This window comes from Pseudomonas wenzhouensis (assembly GCF_021029445.1).
GTDB classification, from domain to species: domain Bacteria; phylum Pseudomonadota; class Gammaproteobacteria; order Pseudomonadales; family Pseudomonadaceae; genus Aquipseudomonas; species Aquipseudomonas wenzhouensis.
In genome coordinates this window covers 1,610,632-1,626,469 of sequence record NZ_CP072610.1, presented here as the reverse complement: position 1 = coordinate 1,626,469, position 15,838 = coordinate 1,610,632, and the positions used below count along the sequence as shown (strand labels likewise).

Genomic DNA, 15,838 nt, shown 5'->3' with positions numbered 1-15,838 from the left:
ATGAATCGCTGGGAAGGGCTCGACGAGTTCGTCGCCGTGGCTGAATGCGGCCAGTTCGTTGCGGCCGCCGAACGCCTGGGCCTGTCTACCTCACAAGTCAGTCGCCAGGTGGCGCGCCTGGAGGATCGCCTGCAAAGTCGCCTGTTCTACCGCAGTACCCGGCGCGTGGCGCTGACTGAGGCCGGGCAGTTGTTTCTGCAGCATTGCCAGCGCCTGCAGGATGCGCGCGAAGAGGCACTGCGCGCAGTCGGCGACCTCGGCGCGGAGCCCAAGGGGCTGCTGCGCATGACCTGCGCGGTGGCCTACGGTGAACGCTTCATCGTGCCACTGGTGAATGACTTCATGGCCCGACACCCGCAGTTGCGGGTCGAGATCGAGCTGAGCAACCGTCAACTGGACCTGCTGCACGATGGCCTGGATCTGGCCATTCGCCTCGGCCGCCTGCAGGACTCGCGATTGATGGCGGCACGCCTGGCGCCCCGGGAAATGTACCTGTGCGCCGCGCCTGACTACCTGCAGCGCTATGGCCGCCCACATTCGCTGTCGGAGCTGGCCCGTCACAACTGCCTGATCGGCAGCAGCGATCACTGGAGCTTCGCCGAAAACGGCCGGGAAACCCAGGTGCGCGTGCAAGGCAACTGGCGCTGCAACAGCGGCCAGGCCGTACTCGATGCCGCGCTGCGTGGTTTTGGCCTGTGCCAGCTACCGGACTACTACGTCCTCGAACACTTGCGCAGTGGGCGGCTGATTTCCCTGCTGGAACAGCATCGGCCACCCAACACCGCAGTCTGGGCGTTGTATCCGCAGCAGCGCCATCTCTCGCCCAAGGTGCGTCAGTTGATCGACTGGCTACGCCTGGGATTGAGCCAGCGCCGCGAGTACAGCGAGCCAGCCTGACGCGCGGCAACCACGCTGTCGCTCCGCTGAACCGCAATGCATTGTCACAAGCCAGTTTGAAACTTGCACCCTGGCTGCCGCGTCACACGTGATGCTCCCATAGACACGCGGGGCTCACCCACTCAGCAGCATGAGGACATGGTTATGCAGGTTCTGGTCAATAGCGGTAAACACGTTACCTCGTCGATGGCCTTCACGGACGACATCAGTAATCGCGTGCGCAGCAAACTGCAACGCTACGAGGACCACCTCACCCGGATCGAAGTCCACCTCTCCGACGAGAACGCGCTAAAGAGCGGCCCGCAGGATAAACGCTGCAAGGTCGAGGCGCGGATGAAAGGTCGCGACCCGCTGACGGTATCCCACGATGCCGAAGAACTGCAGCAAGCCATCGATGGCGCCATGAACAAGCTGACCAATGCGCTGGATCGCAACCTGGGCAAAGAAGCCAAGCCCTGGACCCACTGACATGTCACCTGCCGTTCAACGCTCCGGCGACCATATGCACTGCAGGTAATGCAAATCTTCCGGGCGGGTGACCTTGAGGTTATCTGCCCGGCCTTCGATCAGACGCGGGGCTTGCCCTGACCACTCCATGGCCGAGGCCTCATCGGTCACTGCGACGCCTTCGGCCAGCGCCTGCGCCAGAGCCCCTTGCAGCGCCCCCAGGCGGAACATCTGCGGTGTGTAGGCCTGCCAGATCACGCTGCGATCGACCGTCTGCGCCACCCGACCTTCGGCACTGGCACGCTTGAGCGTATCGCGCGCCGGCACGGCCAGCAGGCCGCCCACCGGATCATCGGCCAGGCTTACCAAAAGACGATCCAGGTCCTGCCTGGCGAGATTGGGCCGCGCGGCGTCATGCACCAGCACCCAGTCCTCGGCGCCTGCGCCCTCAGCAAGCAGCGCCTGCAACCCGGCCAGTACTGAATCGGCCCGCTCGCGCCCACCGGGCGCGCGGCGTAGACGCGGGTCTCTGGCAACCGGGAGCTGCGGCCAGAACGGATCGTCCGCCGCCACGCAGACCATGGCGCCCAATAAGCCGGGATGATCGAGAAAGCAATGCAGGCTGTGTTCGAGGATGCAGCGACCGGCGATCTGCAGGTACTGCTTGGGGCGGTCAGCGGCCATCCGCGCCCCAACGCCCGCCGCCGGGATCACCAGCCAGAACTGGACGCTCATTCGGTCAGCAGGTAGAGGGTTTCACCCTCTTTGAGCATGCCCAGCTCCTGTCGCGCACGCTCTTCGACGGTCTCCATGCCGCGCTTGAGCTCCATCACCTCGGCCTCGAGGATACGGTTGCGCTCCAGCAGGCGCTCGTTCTCGCCTTGCTGCTCGGCGATCTGCTGCTGCAGACGGCTGACCTGGGCAAGACTGCCCTCGCCAACCCACAGACGATACTGCAGACCGGCAAGCAGCAGGATCAGCACGATGAACAGCCAGTACGGACTACGCATGGAGCGGCTCGCAGATTGAGTCATCGGCATGGTAGGGGCTGCGTTCATGCTTGAAAAGAAGCCGACTGATGAGTGACATGGGGTTTAAGGTTCTGCATCCGTGCAAGGGTTCCCGGAAATCGACGAAACGCCGACGAAAAAGGTCATATCAGCAATGGCACAGCCCTTGTAGGAGCGGCTTCAGCCGCGAAAATTCGCGGATAAATCCGCTCCTACATGCCGCACCAGCGCTAGGCCGCCACAAAAAAGGGCGACTTGCGTCGCCCTTTTCTACCACGCAGTAATCAGCCGCGGAACTCGGCACGGCCTTTGTAGGGTGCCTTGGCGCCGAGCTGCTCTTCGATGCGCAGCAGCTGGTTGTACTTGGATACACGGTCGGAACGGCACAGCGAACCGGTCTTGATCTGACCAGCAGCAGTACCCACGGCCAGGTCGGCGATGGTGCTGTCTTCGGTTTCGCCGCTGCGGTGCGAGATCACTGCGGTGAAGCCGGCGGCCTTGGCCATCTGGATGGCTTCCAGGGTTTCGGTCAGCGAGCCGATCTGGTTGAACTTGATCAGGATCGAGTTGCCGATCTTCTCGTCGATGCCGCGCTTGAGGATCTTGGTATTGGTGACGAACAGATCGTCGCCAACCAGCTGTACCTTCTCGCCGATCTTGTCGGTCAGCACCTTCCAACCCGCCCAGTCGGACTCGTCCATGCCGTCTTCGATGGAGATGATCGGGTAGCGCTGGGTCAGGCCTGCCAGATAGTCGGCGAAACCTTCGGCGCTGAACACCTTGCCTTCGCCAGCCAGATCGTACTGACCGTCCTTGAAGAACTCGCTGGAGGCGCAGTCCAGAGCCAGGGTCACGTCGTCACCCAGTTTGTAGCCAGCGTTGGCCACGGCTTCGGCGATGGCAGCCAGAGCGTCTTCGTTGGAGGCCAGGTTCGGCGCAAAACCGCCTTCGTCACCGACAGCAGTGCTCAGGCCACGAGCCTTCAGTACAGCCTTGAGGTGGTGGAAGATCTCGGCGCCCATGCGCAGTGCATCAGCGAAGTTCTTGGCGCCAACCGGCTGCACCATGAATTCCTGGATGTCGACGTTGTTATCGGCGTGCTCGCCGCCGTTGATGATGTTCATCATCGGCACGGGCATGGAGTAGACGCCCGGGGTGCCATTGAGGTCGGCGATGTGCGCGTACAGCGGCACACCCTTGGCCTGGGCAGCCGCCTTGGCGGCAGCCAGGGATACAGCGAGGATGGCGTTGGCGCCGAGCTTGGCCTTGTTCTCGGTAGCGTCGAGTTCGATCATCGCGCGGTCCAGCGCCTGCTGATCGGTCGCATCCTTGCCCAGCAGCAGATCACGGATCGGGCCGTTGATATTGGCGACGGCTTTCAGCACGCCCTTGCCCAGGTAACGGCTCTTGTCGCCGTCACGCAGCTCCAGCGCTTCGCGCGAGCCGGTGGAGGCACCGGACGGCGCACAGGCGCTACCGACAATGCCCCCTTCCAGAATTACATCCGCTTCCACAGTGGGGTTGCCACGGGAGTCGAGAACCTCACGACCCTTGATGTCGACGATCTTTGCCATTCTTGATAACGCTCCAAAGGTTGACGATAAGACGGCAGCAGCAGGCTGCACTGGGCCGTCGCTGCCCAAGGGCAGATCGACGGCTCGCACTGACTCACGGGTCAGGGTGATTTTGCTCGGGCGGCACTTTACCGGATTGCGTCCGGTTCAGGCAGTCTCGATGGGCGGAAAACTCTTGATCAAGTCATCCAACTGCTTGAGCTGAGTGAGGAAAGGCTCCAGCTTGTTCAGGCGCAGGGCGCACGGGCCGTCGCACTTGGCGTTATCCGGATCCGGATGCGCCTCCAGGAACAGGCCAGCCAGCCCCTGGCTCATACCGGCCTTGGCCAGGTCGGTCACCTGGGCTCGGCGGCCGCCAGCGGAGTCGGCACGGCCTCCCGGCATTTGCAGGGCATGGGTCACATCGAAGAATACCGGGTACTCGAACTGCTTCATGATGCCGAAGCCGAGCATGTCCACCACCAGGTTGTTGTAACCGAAGCTGGAACCACGCTCGCAGAGGATCAACTGATCGTTACCGGCCTCTTCGCACTTGGTCAGGATGTGCTTCATTTCCTGCGGAGCGAGGAACTGCGCCTTCTTGATGTTGATCACCGCACCGGTCTTGGCCATGGCCACCACCAGGTCAGTCTGCCGCGAGAGGAAGGCCGGTAACTGAATGATGTCGCACACTTCGGCCACGGCGGCGGCCTGATGCGGCTCATGAACATCGGTGATCACCGGCACGCCGAAAGTCTTCTTCACTTCCTCGAAGATCTTCATGCCCTCTTCCAGGCCGGGGCCGCGGAAGGAGGTGACGGAGGAACGGTTGGCCTTGTCGAAGCTGGCCTTGAACACGTAAGGAATGCCGAGCTTCTCGGTCACCCGCACGTATTCTTCGCAGGCCTGCATGGCCAGGTCGCGCGACTCGAGCACGTTGATGCCACCGAACAGCACGAACGGCTTGTCGTTGGCGATCTCGATATCGCGAACTTTGATGATTTTCTGCGCCATGCCTTAAGCCTTCTTCGCTTTCTGAGCCAATGCAGCGTTGACGAAACCGCTGAACAGCGGGTGGCCGTCACGCGGCGTGGAGGTGAATTCCGGGTGGAACTGGCAGGCGACGAACCACGGATGATCAGGTGCCTCGACCACTTCCACCAAGGCGCCGTCGCCGGAACGGCCGGTGACCTTCAGGCCCGCCTCGGTCAGCTTCGGCAGCAGGTTGTTGTTCACTTCATAACGGTGACGATGACGCTCGACGATCACATCCTTGCCATAGCAGTCATGTACCTTGGAGCCGCTCTGCAGTTGGCAATCCTGTGCACCCAGACGCATGGTGCCGCCCAGGTCGGAGTTCTCGCTGCGCTGCTCGACGCTGCCTGCAGCGTCCTGCCATTCGGTGATCAGACCGACCACCGGATGCTGGCTGGCCATGTCGAACTCGGTGGAGTTGGCATCGGCCCAGCCCACCACATTGCGGGCGTACTCGATCACCGCGACCTGCATGCCGAGGCAGATGCCCAGGTAAGGAATCTTGTTCTCACGGGCGTACTGCACGGTCTTGATCTTGCCTTCCACGCCACGCAGACCGAAGCCGCCCGGCACCAGAATGGCATCGACACCTTCGAGCAGACCGGTGCCCTGGTTCTCGATATCTTCGGAGTCGATGTAACGCAGGTTGACCTTGGTACGGTTCTGGATGCCGGCGTGGCTCATCGCTTCGATCAGCGACTTGTACGCATCGAGCAGCTCCATGTACTTGCCGACCATGGCGATGGTGACTTCTTTTTCCGGGTTGAGCTTGGCATCGACCACGCGATCCCACTCGGACAGATCGGCGCCGCCGCACTCCAGACCGAAACGCTCGACGACGAAATCATCCAGACCCTGGGCATGCAGCACGCCCGGGATCTTGTAGATGGTGTCGACGTCTTCCAGGCTGATCACCGCACGCTCTTCGACGTTGGTGAACAGGGCGATCTTGCGACGCGAGGACACGTCGATCGGGTGGTCGGAACGGCACACCAGCACGTCAGGCTGCAGGCCGATGGAACGCAGCTCCTTGACCGAATGCTGGGTCGGCTTGGTCTTGGTCTCGCCAGCGGTGGCGATGTACGGCACCAGGGTCAGGTGCATCAGCATGGCGCGCTTGGCACCCACTTCCACACGCAGTTGGCGGATGGCTTCGAGGAACGGCTGCGACTCGATATCGCCCACGGTGCCGCCGATTTCCACCAGGGCCACGTCGGCATCGCCGGCGCCCTTGATGATGCGGCGCTTGATCTCGTCGGTGATATGCGGAATCACCTGAATGGTCGCGCCCAGGTAGTCACCACGGCGCTCCTTACGCAGTACGTCTTCGTACACACGGCCGGTGGTGAAGTTGTTGCTCTTGCTCATCGTGGTGCGGATGAACCGCTCGTAATGACCAAGATCGAGGTCGGTCTCGGCGCCATCGTGGGTGACGAACACCTCACCGTGCTGGAACGGGCTCATGGTACCCGGATCGACGTTGATGTAAGGGTCCAGCTTGAGCATGGTGACCTTCAGGCCCCGCGCCTCCAGGATGGCCGCCAGTGAAGCCGAGGCGATGCCTTTCCCCAATGAAGAAACAACACCACCCGTGACGAAGATGTAGCGCGTCATGAAAAACCCTAGAAGTCTGCGTTTAAGCGGTCAGTGCCGCCGGGGAAAGCAAAGGATCGCCATCAGTACGAACAATGGCATGCCCGCCAAGCTCCCTGAGGGAGTCGGCAAAAGCTGTATTAAGACGGGAGCGTAGTCTACCCGAAAGGCCTTACCAGCTCAAACCTTGCGCGCCGATAGGCGGCGACCAGTGCAGAGTCGCCCCGCCAGCCTGGATTTCTGACGATTGCGACAGGTTCGCCACCGCCATCAGCTCATCGCCATCGAACAGCAGCGGCAGGCGTGGGCGCACGAATGCCGGCACGCGCAGCTCATTGAGCAGACGCTTGAGATCACGCCGGCCACGCCCCGGCAGCTGCAGCGACTCACCGCCCTGGCGGTAACGCAAATGCCAGTGACCTTGCGGCAACTCGCCCTGTAGATGCACATGACCATTGCCGGGAAGTTCGACCGATTCGGAAAACGAGTCACAGGGTAGATCGAGTGAATCGAGCGGCCGCAGCCACTCACCACTGAGCCACCAAAGCCGCCCATCGGCACGGTGCAACTCGCCATCGGCCAGTTTCCAGATCGGCGCCGCATCCGTGGCCGCATCACGCAGGTCACACCAACCGCCCCAGTGATCGCTATCGGGCATGCGGCTCAAGGGCGCCAGCCAATGCCGCAGCAAATTGCGCTGACGCGCATCGCTCAGCGCGGTAACGGCCGACAAATCCAGAGAAGGCAAAGGCAACCAGGGAAATGCGCAAACGCCACGCGCAGCCAACAGGTCCATCTCGGCAAGCTCTTCCAGCAGTTGCTGGGCCTCGCCCAGATGGCCGGCGCTGCGTGCAAGGCTTGCCGTCACCTGCGGCCAGCGCTCGGCCAGCAGCGGCATCACCTGCCTACGCAGGAAATTGCGACTGAAACGCTCGTCGGCGTTGCTCGGATCCTCGACCCAGGCAAGCCCACGCCTCTGCGCATAGGCCTGCAACTCAGCCCGTGAGCATTCGAGCAGCGGCCGAACCAGGCTGCCCTGCCCCAACGGCCGACTGACCGGCATCGCCGCCAGCCCGCGCACGCCAGCGCCCCGCAACAGACGAAACAACAGGGTTTCGGCCTGGTCATCACGATGCTGGGCGCCAAGCAATACCTCGCCAGAGCCCAGTCGCTCAGCGAACGCTGCATAACGCACCCGCCGCGCGGCCTGCTCCAGACTTGCCCCGGGCGCCACCTGCACCCTGACGACCTCCAAGGGAATATCCAGGCGGGCACAAAACTGCGCGCAATGCTCCGGCCAGGCATCGGCCGCCGGCTGCAGGCCATGATGGACATGAATGGCGGAGAGAGGCGGCAGATCCTCGTGCCGCGCCCAATCGGCGAGCAGATGCAGCAGCACGCTGGAGTCCAGGCCACCGGAGAAGGCAATACGCCAGGCAGGAGCCGTGTGCCACGGCTGCATGGCCTGGCGCAGGCGAATGCTGAGATCGGTCATCGGCCAAGCTTAAACAACAACGGGCCCGAAGGCCCGTGGTGGTGTGCGATAGATATCGTCGGGTGCGCGGTGCGCACCAGGATACCGACGACTACAGCCATTGGTGCGCACAGCGCACCCTACAACAGCCGCTGAGAGCCTCAGGCGATGCCGTAGCTCATCAGGCGATCGTAACGACGCTTGAGCAGCGCGTCGGTATCGTGCTTCTGCAGGCTGGCGAGCTGCTTGGTCAGCTCCTGACGGATAGACTCGGATGCCGCGACCGGATCACGGTGCGCGCCGCCGAGAGGCTCGGCGATCACCTGATCGACGATACCCAGATCCTTCAGGCGTTCGGCGGTGATGCCCATGGCTTCGGCAGCATCCGGCGCCTTCTCGGCAGTGCGCCAGAGGATCGAGGCGCAACCTTCCGGCGAGATCACCGAGTAGGTGGAGTATTGCAGCATGTTCAGCTGGTCGCAGACACCGATGGCCAGCGCACCGCCGGAGCCACCTTCACCGATAACGGTGGCGATGATCGGGGTTTTCAGGCGCGCCATCACCCGCAGGTTCCAGGCGATGGCCTCGCTCTGGCCACGCTCTTCGGCATCAATACCCGGGTAGGCGCCAGGGGTGTCGATGAAGGTGAGGATCGGCATCTTGAAGCGCTCGGCCATTTCCATCAGGCGGCAGGCCTTGCGGTAGCCCTCCGGGCGCGGCATGCCGAAGTTTCGGCGCACCTTCTCGCGTACTTCGCGGCCTTTCTGGTGACCGATGATCATCACCGGCTGATCACCCAGACGCGCCACACCACCGACGATGGCGGCGTCGTCGGAGAAGTGACGATCACCATGCAGCTCGTCGAACTCGGTGAAGATGTGCTGGATGTAATCCAGGGTGTAGGGGCGGCGTGGGTGACGCGCCAGCTGCGCGATCTGCCAGCTGGTCAGGTTGCCGAAGATGCTTTCGGTCAGGGCGCTGCTCTTGTCCTGCAGGCGGGCAATCTCGTCGCCGATATTCAGCGAATTGTCATTACCAACCAGGCGTAGCTCTTCGATCTTGGCTTGCAGGTCGGCGATCGGCTGTTCGAAATCGAGGAAATTCGGGTTCATAGTCATCCGTCTTGCGTCGACGGCCAAGTGGCCGGGGAGCTGTATCCATTAGGCGCCCTACCTTAAGGGATAGGGCGCAGCGGGTCGACACCCTCGGGTGCCTTTGCTGTCACGAAGAGGAATTTTCCTCTCGCATATCAGCGGTAGTGCAAAAAGACGTTGTCGCGCCCGAACTGGTCACGCAATGCCTGTATCAAAGTGTCGGCCGGGTCGATTCGCCAAGCATCGCCAAATTGAAGCAAGGCGCGCGCCTCCTCGCCACTGTAGTCGACGGTCACCGGGCAAGCGCCCTTGTGCTTGCTGCACAGCTCGGCCAGCCAACGCAGACGATCGCCCTTCAATGCCTCACCGGCGACCTTCAGCCGCAGGCTGTCGGCCAGGCCAGTGCGCGCCTCCTCCAGGCTCATCACGCGCTTGGCACGCAGACGCAAACCGCCGGAGAAGTCGTCGTTGCTGACTTCACCTTCGACCACCACCAGTGCATCGTTCTGCAGCAGCGCCTGGTTGCTGGCGAAGGCATCGGCAAACAGTGAGGCCTCGATACGCCCGGAGCGGTCGTCGAGGGTGATGAAACCCATCTTGTCGCCCTTCTTGTTCTTCATCACCCGCAGATTGACGATCATCCCGGCGATGGCCTGGGTGTCGCGCGCCGGCTTGAGTTCGACGATGCGCTGACGGGCGAAGCGGCGAATCTCGCCTTCGTATTCGTCGATGGGGTGGCCGGACAGGTAGATGCCCAGGGTGTCCTTCTCTCCTTTCAGGCGTTCCTTGATCGGCAGCTCGCGGGCCTTGCGGTGGTTGGCGTAGACGTCCGCCTCGGGCTCGGCGAACAGCCCGCCGAACAGATCCATGTGGCCGCTCTCGGCGCTGCGCGCGGTCTGCTCGGCGGACTGCACGGCCTCTTCCATGGACGCCAGCAGCACGGCGCGGTTCTTGTCCACGCTGGCCTGATAAGCCTTGAGCTCGTCCTGATAATAGGGGCCGAGGCGATCCAGTGCGCCGCTGCGGATCAACGCCTCCAGGGTGCGTTTGTTGATGCGTTTGAGGTCGACGCGGTTGCAGAAGTCGAACAGATCCTTGAACGGCCCACCTTCGGCACGGCATTCGACGATGGCCTCCACGGGCCCTTCACCCACACCTTTGACCGCACCGAGACCGTAGACGATACGGCCGTCATCGTTGACCGTGAACTTGAACTCGGAAACGTTCACATCCGGCGGGTCGATGCGCAACTTCATGTTGCGGCACTCTTCGACCAGGATAACCACCTTGTCGGTGTTGTGCATATCCGCCGAGAGCACCGCGGCCATGAACGGCGCCGGGTAATGCGCCTTGAGCCAGGCAGTCTGGTAGGACACCAGACCGTAAGCGGCCGAGTGCGACTTGTTGAAGCCGTAACCGGCGAACTTTTCCACCAGGTCGAAGATGTTACCGGCCAACTCGGCATCGATGCCATTGTTGGCGCAACCTTCGATGAAGCCACCGCGCTGCTTGGCCATCTCCTCGGGCTTCTTCTTACCCATGGCACGACGCAGCATGTCCGCGCCGCCGAGGGTGTAGCCGGCCATCACCTGGGCGATCTGCATCACCTGTTCCTGGTACAGGATGATGCCGTAGGTGGGCTTGAGCACCGGCTCCAGGCCAGCGTACTGGTAGTCCGGGTGCGGGTAGGACAGCTCGGCACGACCGTGCTTACGGTTGATGAAGTCGTCCACCATGCCCGATTGCAGCGGGCCAGGGCGGAACAGCGCCACCAGTGCGATCATGTCTTCCAGGCAGTCGGGCTTGAGCTTCTTGATCAGCTCCTTCATGCCGCGCGATTCAAGCTGGAAGACCGCAGTGGTCTCCGCCTTCTGCAGCATGTCGTAGGTTTTCTTGTCATCCAGCGGGATGAAGTCGATGTTGACCAGATCCTCATCCAGCGCGCCGTCGCGCTTCTGGATACGGTGGATGGTCTCCATCGCCCATTTGATGATGGTCAGCGTACGCAAACCTAGGAAGTCGAACTTGACCAGGCCGGCCTGCTCGACGTCATCCTTGTCGAACTGGGTCACCAGGCCGCCGCCCTCTTCGTCACAGGCGATCGGCGAAAAATCGGTGAGTTTGGTCGGTGCGATAACCACACCACCAGCGTGCTTGCCGGTGCCGCGCACCACGCCTTCGAGCTTGAGCGACATGTCCCAGATTTCCTGGGCTTCCTCGTCGCTCTTGAGGAAGTCGCGCAGCGGCTCCTCCATCTCGTAGGCTTTCTCCAGGGTCATGCCCACTTCGAAGGGGATCATCTTCGACAGACGGTCAGCCAGGCCGTAGGACTTGCCCTGCGCCCGCGCCACATCGCGCACCACCGCCTTGGCCGCCATCGAGCCGAAGGTGATGATCTGACTCACCGCATTACGCCCGTACTTCTCGGCCACGTAGTCGATCACCCGGTCGCGGCCATCCATGCAGAAGTCGACGTCAAAGTCAGGCATGGAAATCCGTTCCGGGTTGAGGAAACGCTCGAACAGCAGGTCATAGGCCAACGGGTCAAGGTCGGTGATCTTCAGCACGTAGGCCACCAGCGAACCGGCACCCGAGCCCCGGCCAGGGCCGACCGGCACGCCGTTGTTCTTGGCCCACTGGATGAAGTCCATAACGATCAGGAAGTAACCGGGGAAACCCATCTGGATGATGATGTCGAGCTCGAAGTTGAGGCGGTCGATGTAGACCTGCCTCTTGGCCTCGTAATCCGGCGTGTCCTTGGGCAGCAATACCTGGAGACGCTCTTCCAGCCCCTCGAAGGAGGCGTGGCGCAGGTAGTCGTCGATGCCCATGCCATTGGGCGTGGGGAAGTCCGGCAGAAAGTATTTGCCAAGCTGCACATCGATGTTGCAGCGCTTGGCGATCTCGACGGTGTTCTCCAGTGCTTCTGGCAGATCGGAGAACAGCTCCCACATTTCTTCGGTGCTTTTCAGGTACTGCTGATCGGAGTAATTGCGCGGCCTACGCGGGTCATCAAGCGTACGACCCTCGCCGATGCAGACGCGTGTTTCGTGCGCCTCGAAGTCGTCCTGCTTGATGAACCGCACGTCGTTGGTGGCCACCAGTGGCGCCTCGACACGATCAGCCAGCGCCACGGCGGCATGCAGGTATTCTTCGTCGCCGACGCGACTGGTGCGTTGCACTTCCAGGTAGAAGCGCTCAGGGAAGGCCGCCATCCACTCGCGCAGGCGCATCTCGGCCAAGGCTTCGTCACCGGCCAGCAACGCCATGCCGACTTCACCCTCACGCGCGCCGGACAGGGCAATCAGGCCTTCGGCGGCCTCCTTGACCCAGTCACGCTGAATGATCACCAGGTCGTTGCTCTGCCCTTCGGCCCAGCCACGAGAGATCAGTTCGGTAAGGTTGCGGTAGCCCTTGGCGTTCATCGCCAACAGGGTCAGGCGCGTCAGCGGGCCGTCTTCCTCGGCGCTGGCCATCCAGATATCGGCGCCGCAGATCGGCTTGACCCCGGCGCCCATGGCCGTCTTGTAGAACTTCACCAGTGAGCACATGTTGCTCATGTCGGTGACCGCCACCGCCGGCATGCCGGCCCCGGCAACGGCCTTGATCAGCGGCTTGACCCGCACCAGGCCATCGACCAGGGAGTATTCGGTGTGCAGACGCAGATGGACGAACGCTTGGGTCATGAGGCGGCCTTGCAAGTGAAAACGACAAAGCGCGAATTGTAGCCTAAGCGGGTCTGGCTGAGGGCCAGTGGCTCAGACTTCGAGCAGTGCGCGCACCGGGCCGAACGAACGCCGATGAATCGGCGTCGGCCCCAGGCGCTTGAGCGCTTCGAGATGAACTGGTGTGGGGTAGCCCTTGTGGCCGGCAATGCCGTAACCGGGATAGAGGCGATCCATCTCCACCATCTCGCGGTCACGGCTGACCTTGGCCAGGATCGAGGCCGCTGCGATGGCCGGCACGCGACTGTCGCCCTTGACCACCGGGGCGCTGGGCACTGCCAGTTTCGGGCAACGGTTGCCGTCGATCAGTGCCAGTTTCGGCGTGACGCTCAAGCCTTCGACGGCACGTTGCATCGCCAGCATGGTGGCGTGCAGGATATTCAGGCGGTCGATCTCCTCGACCTCGGCGCGGGCGATGCACCAGGCCAGAGCCTTCTCGCGAATCTCATCGAACAACACCGTGCGACGCGCCTCGGTGAGCTTCTTCGAATCGTTCAGGCCAAGAATCGGCCGCGCCGGGTCGAGGATCACCGCCGCCGTGACCACCGCCCCACAGAGCGGGCCACGCCCGACTTCATCAACGCCGGCGACCAGTTCCTCAACCAGGGTGAAATCGAGCCCCAGCTGCATCAGTCGCGCCCGGCCAGCTTGAGCACCGCGTCAGCCGCCGATAACGAGGCATCACGGCGCAGCGCACGGTGGATCAGATCAAAGCCCTCGGTCTGCACCTGACCACCATCGATCAGCGGCGCCACGGCCTGAGCCAGCGCCTCGGGCGTGGCCGCATCCTGAATCAGCTCGGGCACCAGCAGACGCTCGGCCAGCAAATTGGGCAGCGAGATATAGGGGCTTTTGACCAGGCGCTTGAGAATCCGGTAGGTCAGCGGCGCCACACGGTAGGCCACCACCATCGGACGCTTGTACAGCAATGCCTCCAGAGTGGCGGTGCCCGAAGCAATCAACACCGCATCACAGGCAGCCAGGGCTTCGTGGGAACGGCCGTTGAGCAGTGTCAGCGGCAAATCGCGCCCAGCCAGCATCTGTTCCAGCTGCTCGCGGCGCTCGAGCGTGGCGCAAGGCAGCAGGAAATGAATCCCCGGACGCAGCGCACGCAGGCGAATCGCGGCATCAAGAAACAGCTCACCGAGGCGCGCAACCTCACCGCCACGGCTCCCCGGCATCAAGGCCACCACCGGCTCGTCCAGCGGCAGGTCCAGCGTCGCCCGCGCAGCAGCACGATCGGCCTGCAACGGAATCGCATCGGCCAGCGGATGACCGACGAAATGCACCGGCACCTGATGTTCGTCGTAGAACTGCGCCTCGAACGGGAACAGGGTCAGCATCAGGTCGCAGGCTTCGCGAATTTTCAGCACGCGCTTCTGCCGCCAGGCCCATACGGACGGGCTAACATAGTGCACGGTCTTGATTCCGGCGCGGCGCAGCTTGAGCTCGAGGCCAAGGTTGAAATCAGGCGCATCGATGCCGATGAACACATCCGGCTGTGCGGCGATCAGGTCACGCGCCAATTGCCGACGACGCCCAAGCAGCTCGAACAGCCGGCCGAGCACCTCGACCAGGCCCATCACGGCCAGGCGCTCCATGGGGAAATAGGAGTTCAGGCCTTCGGCTTCCATGCGCGCGCCACCGACGCCAATGAATTCGGCATTCGGGTGGCGCTGCTTGATGGCCTGCATCAAGCCGCAGCCGAGGATGTCACCGGACGCCTCACCGGCGACCAGTGCGACGCGAAGAGGTCTGCTCATAGGTATCAGCGCGTGATGCCGCGCGTGGAGGCTTGAATCGAATCGCGGAAGATCGCCACTTCCGGGAACTGCGCAGCAGACTCGGCCAGCTCGGCCAGTGCCTGCTCGACGGTCAGACCCTGGCGATAAACAAGCTTGTAGCCCTTGCGCAGCGCGGCGATGGCCTCGGTAGAGAAACCCCGCCGACGCATGCCCTCGAAGTTCATGCTGCGTGCCTCGGCCGGATTACCGAACACGGTAACGAAAGCTGGAACATCCTTGCCAATGGCGGTGCCCATGCCGGAAAAGCTGTGCGCACCGATGCGGCAGAACTGATGCACCAGGGTGTAACCGGACAAGATCGCCCAGTCATCGACCCAGACATGGCCAGCCAGGGCGGTGTTGTTGACCAGAATGCAATGATTGCCGATCACACTGTCATGGCCGATGTGGGCATAGGCCATGATCAGGTTATGGTCACCGATGGTCGTTTCACTGCGATCCTGCACCGTGCCACGGTGAATGGTGACGCCTTCGCGGATAGTGTTGTGATCGCCGATCACCAGGCGCGTCGGCTCACCCTTGTACTTCAGGTCGGGCGTATCTTCACCCACAGAGGAAAACTGGTAGATGCGGTTGTGCTTGCCAATTACGGTCGGCCCCTTGAGTACAACGTGCGGGCCGATGACTGTACCCTCGCCGATTTCCACATCGGGCCCGACAATGCTCCACGGGCCGACGACGACGTCGTCGGCCAGTCTGGCACTGGGGTCGATGATGGCGCGAGGGTCAATCGAACTCATAGTTTGCGTTCCGCACAGATGATTTCAGCGGAGCAGACCTCTTTGCCATCGACAGTGGCACGGCACTCGAATTTCCAGATGCTGCGGCGGTCGCTCAGGTACTTCGCCTCCAGTACAAGCTGATCACCAGGCGTAACGGGAGAGCGGAAGCGCAGCTTGTCAGAGCCGACGAAGTAGTACAGGGTGCCATCGGCGGGTTTAACGCCCATCATCTTGAAGCCGAGAATCCCGGCGGCCTGAGCCATGGCTTCGATGATCAACACGCCCGGCATGATCGGATGCTCGGGAAAATGGCCATTGAAGAACGGCTCGTTGATGCTGACATTCTTGTAGGCGCGAACAGTCTTGCCTTCGACGTCCAGGTCCACGACGCGATCCACCAGCAGGAACGGATAGCGGTGCGGCAAATATTCACGAATTTCGTTGATGTCCATCATGTCCGGTTAAGCCTGTAAGAAAAGAAAA

At 62.3% G+C, this 15,838-nt stretch carries 14 protein-coding genes; 2 read left to right on the top strand and 12 right to left on the bottom strand.

Annotation, left to right across the window (positions count from 1 at the left end; genetic code table 11):
• Together J7655_RS07420 and J7655_RS07415 are read left to right on the top strand one after the other, a co-directional pair.
• Positions 1–897, top strand: coding sequence for a LysR family transcriptional regulator (locus tag J7655_RS07420; RefSeq protein ID WP_230927220.1), 897 nt, complete (start codon positions 1–3; stop codon positions 895–897).
• 144 nt (positions 898–1,041) lie between these two features.
• The gene (locus J7655_RS07415) at positions 1,042–1,365 is read left to right on the top strand and encodes an HPF/RaiA family ribosome-associated protein (protein ID WP_230927219.1); all 324 of its coding nucleotides are present in this window, start codon (positions 1,042–1,044) and stop codon (positions 1,363–1,365) included.
• Between the two features lie 15 nt (positions 1,366–1,380).
• On the opposite strand, the gene ispD is transcribed toward J7655_RS07415, so the two are convergent.
• From ispD to fabZ, 12 genes are all read right to left on the bottom strand, one after another.
• Positions 1,381–2,079 (bottom strand): 2-C-methyl-D-erythritol 4-phosphate cytidylyltransferase, encoded by a 699-nt coding sequence (gene ispD, locus J7655_RS07410; RefSeq protein ID WP_230927218.1) that lies wholly within the window; start codon positions 2,077–2,079, stop codon positions 1,381–1,383.
• Positions 2,076–2,354, bottom strand: coding sequence for a cell division protein FtsB (gene ftsB / locus J7655_RS07405; protein ID WP_017363771.1), 279 nt, complete (start codon positions 2,352–2,354; stop codon positions 2,076–2,078). The genes ispD and ftsB overlap by 4 nt, the downstream gene beginning before the upstream one ends.
• A gap of 284 nt (positions 2,355–2,638) precedes the next feature.
• Entirely contained in the window at positions 2,639–3,928 is a 1,290-nt protein-coding gene (gene eno, locus J7655_RS07400; RefSeq protein ID WP_230927217.1) for a phosphopyruvate hydratase, read from the bottom strand.
• A 147-nt stretch (positions 3,929–4,075) separates the two neighbouring features.
• Positions 4,076–4,921, bottom strand: a complete 846-nt coding sequence (kdsA, locus tag J7655_RS07395) for a 3-deoxy-8-phosphooctulonate synthase (protein WP_230927216.1) — start codon at positions 4,919–4,921, stop codon at positions 4,076–4,078.
• Positions 4,922–4,924: 3 nt separating this feature from the next.
• Positions 4,925–6,556 (bottom strand): CTP synthase, encoded by a 1,632-nt coding sequence (locus tag J7655_RS07390; protein WP_230927215.1) that lies wholly within the window; start codon positions 6,554–6,556, stop codon positions 4,925–4,927.
• Positions 6,557–6,707: 151 nt separating this feature from the next.
• Positions 6,708–8,030, bottom strand: coding sequence for a tRNA lysidine(34) synthetase TilS (gene tilS / locus J7655_RS07385; protein WP_230927214.1), 1,323 nt, complete (start codon positions 8,028–8,030; stop codon positions 6,708–6,710).
• Positions 8,031–8,170: 140 nt separating this feature from the next.
• Positions 8,171–9,121 (bottom strand): acetyl-CoA carboxylase carboxyltransferase subunit alpha, encoded by a 951-nt coding sequence (locus tag J7655_RS07380; protein ID WP_230927213.1) that lies wholly within the window; start codon positions 9,119–9,121, stop codon positions 8,171–8,173.
• 137 nt (positions 9,122–9,258) lie between these two features.
• On the bottom strand, positions 9,259–12,789 hold the full coding sequence (dnaE, locus tag J7655_RS07375; RefSeq protein WP_230927212.1) for a DNA polymerase III subunit alpha: 3,531 nt from the start codon (positions 12,787–12,789) through the stop codon (positions 9,259–9,261).
• A 72-nt stretch (positions 12,790–12,861) separates the two neighbouring features.
• A complete protein-coding gene (gene rnhB / locus J7655_RS07370; RefSeq protein WP_230927211.1) occupies positions 12,862–13,458 on the bottom strand; it encodes a ribonuclease HII in 597 nt (198 codons plus the stop codon).
• Positions 13,458–14,591 (bottom strand): lipid-A-disaccharide synthase, encoded by a 1,134-nt coding sequence (gene lpxB, locus J7655_RS07365; RefSeq protein ID WP_230927210.1) that lies wholly within the window; start codon positions 14,589–14,591, stop codon positions 13,458–13,460. The genes rnhB and lpxB overlap by 1 nt, the downstream gene beginning before the upstream one ends.
• A 5-nt stretch (positions 14,592–14,596) precedes the next feature.
• Positions 14,597–15,373 carry an acyl-ACP--UDP-N-acetylglucosamine O-acyltransferase gene (gene lpxA / locus J7655_RS07360; RefSeq protein WP_230927209.1) on the bottom strand — a complete coding sequence of 259 codons (777 nt, stop codon included), beginning with the start codon at positions 15,371–15,373 and terminating at the stop codon, positions 14,597–14,599.
• A complete protein-coding gene (fabZ, locus tag J7655_RS07355; protein WP_017363778.1) occupies positions 15,370–15,810 on the bottom strand; it encodes a 3-hydroxyacyl-ACP dehydratase FabZ in 441 nt (146 codons plus the stop codon). Before fabZ ends, lpxA begins: the two co-directional genes overlap by 4 nt.
• Positions 15,811–15,838: the final 28 nt, after the last annotated feature.

Excerpts from the sequence above, each read along its gene's own strand:
- J7655_RS07420 (WP_230927220.1), top strand. The coding sequence starts at position 1 with ATGAATCGCTGGGAAGGGCTCGACGAGTTCGTCGCCGTGGCTGAATGC.
- J7655_RS07415 (WP_230927219.1), top strand. The coding sequence starts at position 1,042 with ATGCAGGTTCTGGTCAATAGCGGTAAACACGTTACCTCGTCGATGGCC.
- ispD (WP_230927218.1), bottom strand. The coding sequence starts at position 2,079 with ATGAGCGTCCAGTTCTGGCTGGTGATCCCGGCGGCGGGCGTTGGGGCG.
- ftsB (WP_017363771.1), bottom strand. The coding sequence starts at position 2,354 with ATGCGTAGTCCGTACTGGCTGTTCATCGTGCTGATCCTGCTGCTTGCC.
- eno (WP_230927217.1), bottom strand. The coding sequence starts at position 3,928 with ATGGCAAAGATCGTCGACATCAAGGGTCGTGAGGTTCTCGACTCCCGT.
- kdsA (WP_230927216.1), bottom strand. The coding sequence starts at position 4,921 with ATGGCGCAGAAAATCATCAAAGTTCGCGATATCGAGATCGCCAACGAC.
- J7655_RS07390 (WP_230927215.1), bottom strand. The coding sequence starts at position 6,556 with ATGACGCGCTACATCTTCGTCACGGGTGGTGTTGTTTCTTCATTGGGG.
- tilS (WP_230927214.1), bottom strand. The coding sequence starts at position 8,030 with ATGACCGATCTCAGCATTCGCCTGCGCCAGGCCATGCAGCCGTGGCAC.
- J7655_RS07380 (WP_230927213.1), bottom strand. The coding sequence starts at position 9,121 with ATGAACCCGAATTTCCTCGATTTCGAACAGCCGATCGCCGACCTGCAA.
- dnaE (WP_230927212.1), bottom strand. The coding sequence starts at position 12,789 with ATGACCCAAGCGTTCGTCCATCTGCGTCTGCACACCGAATACTCCCTG.
- rnhB (WP_230927211.1), bottom strand. The coding sequence starts at position 13,458 with ATGCAGCTGGGGCTCGATTTCACCCTGGTTGAGGAACTGGTCGCCGGC.
- lpxB (WP_230927210.1), bottom strand. The coding sequence starts at position 14,591 with ATGAGCAGACCTCTTCGCGTCGCACTGGTCGCCGGTGAGGCGTCCGGT.
- lpxA (WP_230927209.1), bottom strand. The coding sequence starts at position 15,373 with ATGAGTTCGATTGACCCTCGCGCCATCATCGACCCCAGTGCCAGACTG.
- fabZ (WP_017363778.1), bottom strand. The coding sequence starts at position 15,810 with ATGATGGACATCAACGAAATTCGTGAATATTTGCCGCACCGCTATCCG.